This window comes from Streptomyces sp. 8K308 (assembly GCF_004348315.1).
Taxonomy (GTDB): domain Bacteria; phylum Actinomycetota; class Actinomycetes; order Streptomycetales; family Streptomycetaceae; genus Streptomyces.
In genome coordinates, this window is record NZ_SMKC01000319.1 from 1 (window position 1) to 8,017 (window position 8,017).

The 8,017-nt window shown below is 74.7% G+C and carries 10 protein-coding genes; 8 read left to right on the plus strand and 2 right to left on the minus strand.

Annotated features, from left to right (window positions below; all coding sequences use genetic code 11):
- Nucleotides 1–272 precede the first annotated feature (272 nt).
- Nucleotides 273–1,262: an alpha/beta fold hydrolase gene (locus E1265_RS29655; RefSeq protein WP_132934075.1), complete on the minus strand. Its 990-nt coding sequence runs from the start codon at nt 1,260–1,262 to the stop codon at nt 273–275.
- 146 nt (nt 1,263–1,408) lie between these two features.
- On the opposite strand from E1265_RS29655, the gene E1265_RS29660 reads away from it, so the two are divergent.
- The 6 genes from E1265_RS29660 to E1265_RS29685 all read left to right on the plus strand — a co-directional run bounded on the left by E1265_RS29660 (nt 1,409) and on the right by E1265_RS29685 (nt 5,211).
- Complete coding sequence (locus tag E1265_RS29660) at nt 1,409–1,651, plus strand: hypothetical protein (protein WP_132934076.1); 243 nt, start codon at nt 1,409–1,411, stop codon at nt 1,649–1,651.
- Nucleotides 1,652–1,865: 214 nt separating this feature from the next.
- Nucleotides 1,866–2,492: a TetR/AcrR family transcriptional regulator gene (locus tag E1265_RS29665; RefSeq protein WP_132934077.1), complete on the plus strand. Its 627-nt coding sequence runs from the start codon at nt 1,866–1,868 to the stop codon at nt 2,490–2,492.
- Nucleotides 2,493–2,604: 112 nt separating this feature from the next.
- Nucleotides 2,605–2,832, plus strand: coding sequence for a DUF3107 domain-containing protein (locus tag E1265_RS29670; RefSeq protein WP_132934078.1), 228 nt, complete (start codon nt 2,605–2,607; stop codon nt 2,830–2,832).
- Between the two features lie 162 nt (nt 2,833–2,994).
- The gene (locus tag E1265_RS29675) at nt 2,995–3,936 is read left to right on the plus strand and encodes a DMT family transporter (protein ID WP_132934079.1); all 942 of its coding nucleotides are present in this window, start codon (nt 2,995–2,997) and stop codon (nt 3,934–3,936) included.
- Nucleotides 3,933–4,538: a suppressor of fused domain protein gene (locus tag E1265_RS29680; RefSeq protein ID WP_132934080.1), complete on the plus strand. Its 606-nt coding sequence runs from the start codon at nt 3,933–3,935 to the stop codon at nt 4,536–4,538. Before E1265_RS29675 ends, E1265_RS29680 begins: the two co-directional genes overlap by 4 nt.
- Nucleotides 4,539–4,572: 34 nt before the next feature.
- Nucleotides 4,573–5,211 carry a DUF6758 family protein gene (locus E1265_RS29685; RefSeq protein WP_132934081.1) on the plus strand — a complete coding sequence of 213 codons (639 nt, stop codon included), beginning with the start codon at nt 4,573–4,575 and terminating at the stop codon, nt 5,209–5,211.
- On the opposite strand, the gene E1265_RS29690 is transcribed toward E1265_RS29685, so the two are convergent.
- On the minus strand, nt 5,201–6,439 hold the full coding sequence (locus tag E1265_RS29690) for an MFS transporter (RefSeq protein ID WP_132934082.1): 1,239 nt from the start codon (nt 6,437–6,439) through the stop codon (nt 5,201–5,203). The two genes, E1265_RS29685 and E1265_RS29690, sit on opposite strands and share 11 nt — an antisense overlap.
- Before the next feature lie 148 nt (nt 6,440–6,587).
- On the opposite strand from E1265_RS29690, the gene E1265_RS29695 reads away from it, so the two are divergent.
- Nucleotides 6,588–7,061, plus strand: coding sequence for a MarR family transcriptional regulator (locus tag E1265_RS29695; RefSeq protein ID WP_132934083.1), 474 nt, complete (start codon nt 6,588–6,590; stop codon nt 7,059–7,061).
- Nucleotides 7,061–7,903 (plus strand): PHP domain-containing protein, encoded by an 843-nt coding sequence (locus E1265_RS29700; protein ID WP_132934084.1) that lies wholly within the window; start codon nt 7,061–7,063, stop codon nt 7,901–7,903. Before E1265_RS29695 ends, E1265_RS29700 begins: the two co-directional genes overlap by 1 nt.
- Nucleotides 7,904–8,017: the final 114 nt, after the last annotated feature.

The following is an 8,017-nucleotide window of genomic DNA, read 5'->3' on the forward strand; positions in this document are numbered from 1 at the left end:
CATCGGGCCCGTCGGCCCTGTCGGCCGGCTCAGCCCCGTCGTCCCGGGGCCCTCCGGCGCCCCCGTCCGCGGGTCCTGCGCCTCCCGCACGCCCGTCGTCCCCGGCCCTCGACCCGGTCTCGGTCGCCACCCCCACTCGTCCGGGCGCTGCCGCGCCCGCCAGGCGCTGCCCGGGGATGGGCCGCCGCGGTCGGGCGGCGTCGGGGGCGTCGAAGGCATCGAGATACTCCTGGCGCGGTCCTGTCGCCGGCCCCACACGGGACCCGGCGCCGTCACGGGCGTCCATCGGCCTCCCCTCGGTCGCCCGCGGCCACGGCCGCCTCGGTGAGGAACTCCCGGAACGCACCGGCCACCTCGGCCGGGAACTCCATCATCGCCACATGACCGGCTTCCGGCAGCACGACGAGCCGGGAGAACCCGAATGCCCGGCCGGCCCGCCGGGCGCTGGCGACGCCGACCAGCCGGTCGCGGGCGCCGTAGACCAGGAGCGTCGGCGCCAGCACCCGCTCCGCCTGCCGCCACAGCGAGTGCTGGCCGCCGAGCGTGTAGGCGTTGAGGAGACCCCGGGTGGTGCGGCCGAGCGACTCCCAGAAGTAGGGAAGCCCCTGCCGGCGCTCCATCTCGGCCTCGGCCATGGCGAACTCCAGGGGCGTTATCCGCTCCGGGTTCCCGTACACCAGGCGCAACACCGCGCGGGCGCGCCGGCCGGGCGCCTGGTCGCGGGTCGCCCAGCGCAGCAGCCGGGTCGCGCCCGGCACGCCGACGAGGCCGGTGGGGAGGGAGGTGAGCCGCGGCAGCCGCTCCGGCATGGCCGGCGCGATCAGCGTGAGGGTGCGGACGAGGTCGGGGCGGAGCGCCGCGACCCGGGTGACGACGGCGCCGCCGAGCGAGTTGCCGAAGAGGTGCACCGGCGCGCGGCCCCCGGCGTCGAGCAGCCGGATGACGGCGCGCGCGTGTCCGTAGACGGAGTAGTCGCGGGTCGGGGGCGGCGGCGAGGCGCCGAAGCCCGGCAGGTCGAGCGCCTCGCACTCGACGTCCGCGGCCAACTGCTCCATCAGCGCAGACCAGTTGCGCGAGGAACCGCCGAGGCCGTGCACCAGGAGTGCCGGTTCGAGACCGTCGACGCCGCCGGCTCGGCGGCGGACCGCGAGCGTCATCCCTGAGAGGTCGGTGGTGCGGAGGGTCTCCCCTTCCCGCACCCCTGGCCAGCCCTCCGCGGCGGCGAGCGCCGCCTCGGCTCGCTGCTCTTCCGTGGATGGCATGGGCGCAATATTACGAGCCCGTCACGCTCGCACACACGCACCAGCCGGACCTTGGTCCTGTGTCCGGCGTCACATTCCGGTTCGCCTCTCGCGGCGCGCGCGCCTAGGGTGGGAGGTGCCCACCCGAGAGCCGGAGGTGGTGAGCGATGCGGCAGGACCCGACAGAGCCGGAGTCCTTCGACGAGTACCCGGAGTCCGTGGAATACGAGGAGGAGCTCGACGAGGAGGCCGCCGAGGGCGACGTCGCCGAGCAGCGGCTCGAGCTGCTCAGGCTGCGCGACACGCCGCTCGCGGAGCGTGGCGCGCCGGAGGCCGACCCGGGAGACGCGGCCGAGCAGGCCCGCGTGGTCGACCCGGGCGACGACGACTACCGCGAGGACGCGCGCTGAGCGGCCGACCGCGCCCGGTGGCGGAGGCGACGCCCGCGGCCGGTGTCCGCAGAGTGAAATCCTCCCCTCACAATGCACGCTGCGCGACCGCACGACCGTACGATGACGACTGGACGTACGAGTACGAGCACCAGCACGCGACAGCGCGACAGACGGAACACGGTACGAAGAGCACGAGCAGCACCACACGCACACACGACCACCGGGAGGCGGCGTGACAGCCACAGAGCAGACCGAGGCGCGCCCCCGCGGCACCCGCCTGCCGCGCCGGGCCCGGCGCAACCAGCTGCTGGGCGCCGCCCAGGAGGTCTTCGTCGCCCAGGGTTACCACGCGGCGGCCATGGACGACATCGCCGTCCGCGCCGGGGTCAGCAAGCCCGTGCTCTACCAGCACTTCCCCGGCAAGCTCGAGCTGTACCTGGCGCTGCTCGACCAGCACTGCGAGGCGCTGGTCCAGGCGGTGCGCCGGGCGCTGGCGTCCACCAGCGACAACAAGCAGCGGATCGCCGCCACCATGGACGCGTACTTCTCCTACGTGGAGCACGAGGGCGGCGCGTTCCGGCTGGTCTTCGAGTCGGACCTGACCAACGAGCCGTCGGTGCGGGAGCGCGTCGACCAGGTCTCGCTCGACTGCGCCAAGCTCGTCAGCCCGCTGATCTCCGAGGACACCGACCTGCCGGAGGACCAGTCGATGCTGCTCGCGGTGAGCCTCTGCGGGCTCGCGCAGATCACCGCCCGCCACTGGCTCAGCTCCGGGCGCGGCATCCCGCGGGAGACGGCGAAGAACCTGACGGCCGCTTTGGCCTGGCGTGGCATCGCCGGCTTCCCCAAGCAGAACTGACGGCTCGGCCCCGGCGGTCCGGTGTTCGCTCTGGGCGTGGCCGGCCGCGTCCGGGGCACCTCCGCACGCGGCTAACCTGTGACGAGCTAACGGATCAGCGGAGGGACAAGCCGTGGAGATCAAGATCGGCGTTCAGCACACGCCGCGCGAGATCGTTCTCGAGAGCGGGCAGTCTGCCGAGGAGGTGGAGCGGGCCGTCGCCGACGCCTTGGCCTCCGAGAACCAGTTGCTCTCGCTCGTCGACGAGCGTGGTCGCAAGGTCCTGGTGCCCTCGAACCGGATCGCCTACGTGGAGATCGGCGTGCAGGCCGCCCGCCGGGTGGGCTTCGGCGCCCTCTGACGTCGCCAGGCGGTGGCCGGGCCGGTCCCGAAGGCGGAGGCCCTGGCCGGGCCAGTCGGCGGGGGCGGCTCGCCGCTCGCCGCGCCGCGCGGGCACCAGGCCACCAGGGCCGCCGGAGCGACGCGCGTTCCGCCGTCCGACGGGCCCGAGGGGAGGGGTCGAGTGATCAGCGCACGTGCCAGGGCCCGTGGCGGCGTCGCCTCGGCCGGCCAGGCCGTCCCGCTCGCGCCCGTCGCCGGCTCGCGCCTCGACTGGCCGCTGCTCGGCGTGGCCGTCGTCGGCATCTCGGCCTCTGGCCCGCTCACGGCCGGCACCGCGGCCCCCGCCCTGGCCATCGCCTTCTGGCGCAACGCGCTTGCCGTGGCCAGCCTGCTGCCGGTGCTGGCGCGACGGCGGGCGCTCCGCGCCGAGTTGGCCCGCGTCAGCCGCCGCACCCTGCTCCTCACGCTCGCCGCCGGCGCCGCGCTCGCCGCGCACTTCGGGCTCTGGCTGCCCAGCCTCCGGCTGACCTCCGTCGCCTCCTCGGTGGCCCTGGCCACCACGACGCCGCTGTGGACCGTGCTGGCGCTGCGGCTCCTCGGCCACCGACCGCCGGCGGGCGTGTGGCTCGGCTCGGCCATCGCCTTCACCGGCGTGGTGCTGCTCTCCGGCGTCGACCTCGCCGTCTCGGCCGACGCCCTGGCCGGCGACGCCCTGGCGCTCGGCGGCGGCATCGCGGGCGCCGCGTACGTGCTGCTCGGCGCCGAGGTGCGGCGCACCACGAGCACCACCGCCTACACCCTGCTCTGCTACGGCACCACCACGGCGCTGCTGCTCCCCGTCTGCCTCCTCGCCGGGGCCGCGCTCGGCGGCTACTCGGGGGAGACCTGGCTGAAGCTGCTCGCCATCACCGTCGTCGCCCAGCTGTTCGGTCACTCGCTGCTCAACCTCGTGGTGCGCGGGCTCGGGCCCTCCGTCACCTCCACGGCGACGCTGCTCGAGACGCCGGGCGCGGTGCTGATCGCCGCGCTCGCCCTCGGCCAGCTGCCGCCGGTCGCCGCCTACCCGGCGCTGGCCGTGATCCTGGTCGGCCTCGCCCTGGTCATCCGGGGGGAGCGGCGGTGAGCGTCGAGGTGCTCGGGCTCGTCGAGGAGCGGCTGCGCTCGGCCCTCGGCGAGCCGGACGGCCGGGCCGCGGTGACGTTCCTCGGCGCCGAGCGGATCGAGGTGCTGCGCTTCCCCGACACCGCGCGTCAGCTGGTGCGCTACGCCACGGTCGGCATGGCGGCGGCGCCGATGGCCGACCCCACGGCCGTCCTGGCCGACCCCGAGCGCGGTCCGCGCGCCGAGCTGCTGCTCACCGTGCGGGCCGGCGATCCCGCGGTCGACGGGGTGCCGCGCGCACTGGCCACGGTGGCCGCGAGCCCGCAGGTGGAGGGCGTGGTCGCGGCCCCCGGCGGCTCGCTCGACCTGGGGCGTCCGTTGTGGCCTGGGGCGCCGTTCACCTCCGTGCTGCTCGGCGAGCCGAACGGCACCGTGCCGGAGCTCGCGCTGCCGGCGCCGCGCGATCCCGTCCGCTTCCTGCCCGTGCTGCCGCTGACGCCCAATGAGGCGGCGTGGAAGCGTGCCAGGGGCGCGCCGGCCCTGCTTGAGCGGTGGCGGGAGCTCGGCGTCGACCCGCTCGACCCCCGTCGCGCCCGCGTCGCACCGTCGGGGGACACGCCTTGACGGATGGGGCGGGGCAGAGGGACCGTTGGTCCCTATGAGGGGCGAACCCAGTTGCCCGAGGTGTGGCGGGCGGGTGCGAGCACCCGGCCTCTTCGCCGACTCCTGGCAGTGTGCCGGTCATGGCGCCGTCCATCCGGTGCAGCCCGTCGTCCCGCCCAGCGTCAACGCCCTCACGGTGGTCGTGAACCGCACCCGGGTCCCGGTGTGGATGCCGTGGCCGCTGCCGGTCGGCTGGCTGTTCACGGGCGTGGCCCGCGCCGGCGACGACCGCACCGGCGGCCGGGCCTCCGCGGTGGCCTGCTCGGGCCCCGGGCCGCTCGGCGGGCCCGGCGAGATGGTGCTGATCGCCGAGGAGCTCGGCGTCGGCCTCGGCGCCCGCTTCGCCGGCGTCGCGGGGCCCGACCCGGGGCCGCGTCTGCCGGTGGACGATTCGCCGCAGGTCAAGGTGCTCGCCGCCGGCCACCCCACCCCGCTCTGGCAGGTCGCCGACGCGCCTGCGGACCGCGCGGTGTTCGCCGGCGAGGCCATGGGCCTGTGGCTGTGGGCGGTGCTGTGGCCGGAGCAGGCAGGGGTCCTGATGTACGACGAGCTGGTGCTGACCGACCTGCGCGACGCCGGCTCCGAGCTGGAGCTGGTGCCCTGCGGGGCCCTCTCCCCGCGGATCATGTCCTAGCGAGGAACCGGGGCTCCGCCCTCGGCTGCCGGTGCTCGTCGGCGCCGCCGCGCCCGCGGCGTTCGAGGGCCGAGCCGAACACGGCCAGCGCCAGCGCGCTGGCAGCCATCGCGGCGCCCACCAGGTTGGGCGTGGTCGCCCCGCCGCCGGCGGAGAGGACCAGGCCGCCGAGCCAGGCGGCCAGCGCGTTGCCCAGGTTGAAGGCGCCGATGTTGACCGCGGAGGCGAGCGTCGGGGCCTGCGCCGCGTTGTCCAGGATCCGCTTCTGCAACGGCGGCACGGTGGCGAAGCCGAACGCGCCGATCAGCGGCAGCGACACCGCGGCGCCGAGCCGGTCGTGGGCGGTGAGGGTGAACGCCGCGAGCGTGACGGCCAGCGCGGCCAGCGAGACGTACAGCATCCTGGTCGGCGCCCGGTCCGCGTACCGGCCGCCGACCAGGTTGCCGATCACCATCCCGACGCCGAGCAGCACCAGCAGCCAGCTCACGCTCGACTCGGCGTACCCGGCCGCGTCCGTCATCATCGGCGCGATGTAGGTGATCGCCGCGAACACGCCGCCGAAGCCCAGCACGGTCATGGCCATCGCCAGCAGCACCTGGGCGTCGCGGAACGCGGCGAGCTCGCGGCGGACGTGCCGCGGCCCGCCGCCCGCCGGGGCGCCACCCGCCTCCGGGTCCTCACCCGCGCCAGCCGGCACCAGGGCGACGACGCCGGCCAGCGCCAGCACGCCGACCACGGCGATGGCCGCGAACGTGAGCCGCCAGCTGACCTGCTGGCCGAGCAGGGTGCCGGCCGGCACGCCTACGACGTTGGCGACGGTCAGCCCGGTGAACATCAGCGCGATCGCGCTCGCCCGCCGCGCCGGCGCCACGAGCCGCGCCGCCACGACCGAGCCGACCCCGAAGAACGCGCCGTGCGCCAGGGACGACACCACCCGTCCGACCAGCAGCACCCAGAACTCGGGGGCCACTGCGGAGAGCGCGTTGCCCACCGTGAACAGCCCCATCATCGTCATCAGCAGCCGTTTGCGCGCCGTCCGGCCGGCGAGGACCGAGATCAGCGGGGCCCCGACCAGGACGCCGAGCGCGTAGCCGGTGGCGGTGAACCCGGCGGTGGGCGTGGAGACGCCGAACTCGGCCTCGAACTCCGGCAGCAGCCCCGTCACCACGAACTCGGTGGTGCCGATTCCGAAAGCCCCGATGGCCAGCGCCAAGAGCGCGATGGGCATGAGGGAGCCCTCCTCAGTCTCTTCCGGCCGCCCGTCCTTCATTGCGGACGACTCTTACCCGCCTGGACAATAATTGCAGACGCCTACTATTCACAAACGCCGACAATCGCGGGACAGGACTATGCTGGGCGGGACGGAAGGAGAGGCGATGCGTACCGAACCCGGTCTGGCCCAGGGGTGGTGCGCGCTGTCCGCGCTGCACGACCGCATCGAGGCGCACATCGAACGCGCCCTGCAGGCGGGCCACGGCCTCAGCGTCCGCGAGTACTCGGTCCTCAACGTGCTCAGCCAGCAGCACGACGGCGACGGCGGCCACTTCCGGATGAACGAGCTCGCCGACGCGGTGGTGCTCAGCCAGAGCGCCACCACCCGCCTGGTCAACCGCCTGGAGGACCGCGGCCTGCTCACCCGCTACCTCTGCCCGACCGACCGCCGCGGCATCTACACCGACGTCACGGACGCCGGCCGCCGGCTGCTGAGCGAGGCCCGCCCCACCAACGAGACGGCCCTGCGCGAAGCGCTCGACCTCGCCGAACGGCGCCCCGAGCTCGCCCCCCTGGTCGCCGCCGTCCGCACCCTCCAGGCGCGGCCGACGCCAACCGGGCCCTCTACCCTGACCTGATGCGCATCGATCTGCACGCCCACTCCACGGCATCAGACGGCACCGACTCCCCCGCCGACCTCGTACGGAACGCGGCGGCCGGCGGACTCGACGTGGTGGCGCTCACCGACCACGACACGGTCGCCGGCCACGCCGCGGCGGCGGCCGCGCTGCCGAGCGGACTGACCCTGGTCACCGGCGCGGAGATCTCCTGCCGGCTGGACGGCATCGGCCTGCACATGCTCGGCTACCTCTTCGACCCCGAGGAGCCGGCCTTCGCCAGGGAGCGCGACCTGCTGCGCGACGACCGGGTGCCGCGCGCCCAGGGCATGGTGGCGCGGTTGCGGGACCTGGGTGTGCCGATCACCTGGGAGCGGGTCAGGGAGCTCGCCGAGGGCGCGGTGGGCCGCCCGCACGTCGCGGCGGCCATGGTCGAGGCGGGGGTCGTCGAGGACGTCTCGGCGGCCTTCACCGCCGAGTGGATCGGCGACGGCGGTCGTGCCTACGTCGGCAAGCACGAGCTGGACGCCTTCGAGGCCATCCGCCTCATCCACGCGGCCGGCGGCGTCGCGGTCTTCGCCCACCCGCTCGCCGCCTCGCGCGGCCGGGTCGTCTCCGAGGACGCCATCGCACGGCTGGCCGCCGCGGGCCTCGACGGCGTCGAGGTGGACCACATGGACCACGACATCGACACGCGCGTCCGGCTGCACTCCCTGGCCACGGACCTCTCCCTGCTGACGACGGGCTCGAGCGACTACCACGGCGACCGCAAGCCGTGCCGGCTCGGCGAGCACACGACGTCCCCCGACGTGTACGAGGCGCTGGTGGCACGGGCCACCGGAGCGAAGCCGCTTCGCGACTGACCGCGGGCTTTCCCCCACCCACCCCTGTCTCCTATACACATCTCCCAGCCCACCAGACGCTCATAAACCTCGTATGCCCTCTTCTGCTTGAAAAAAAAAAAAAAAAAATAGCCC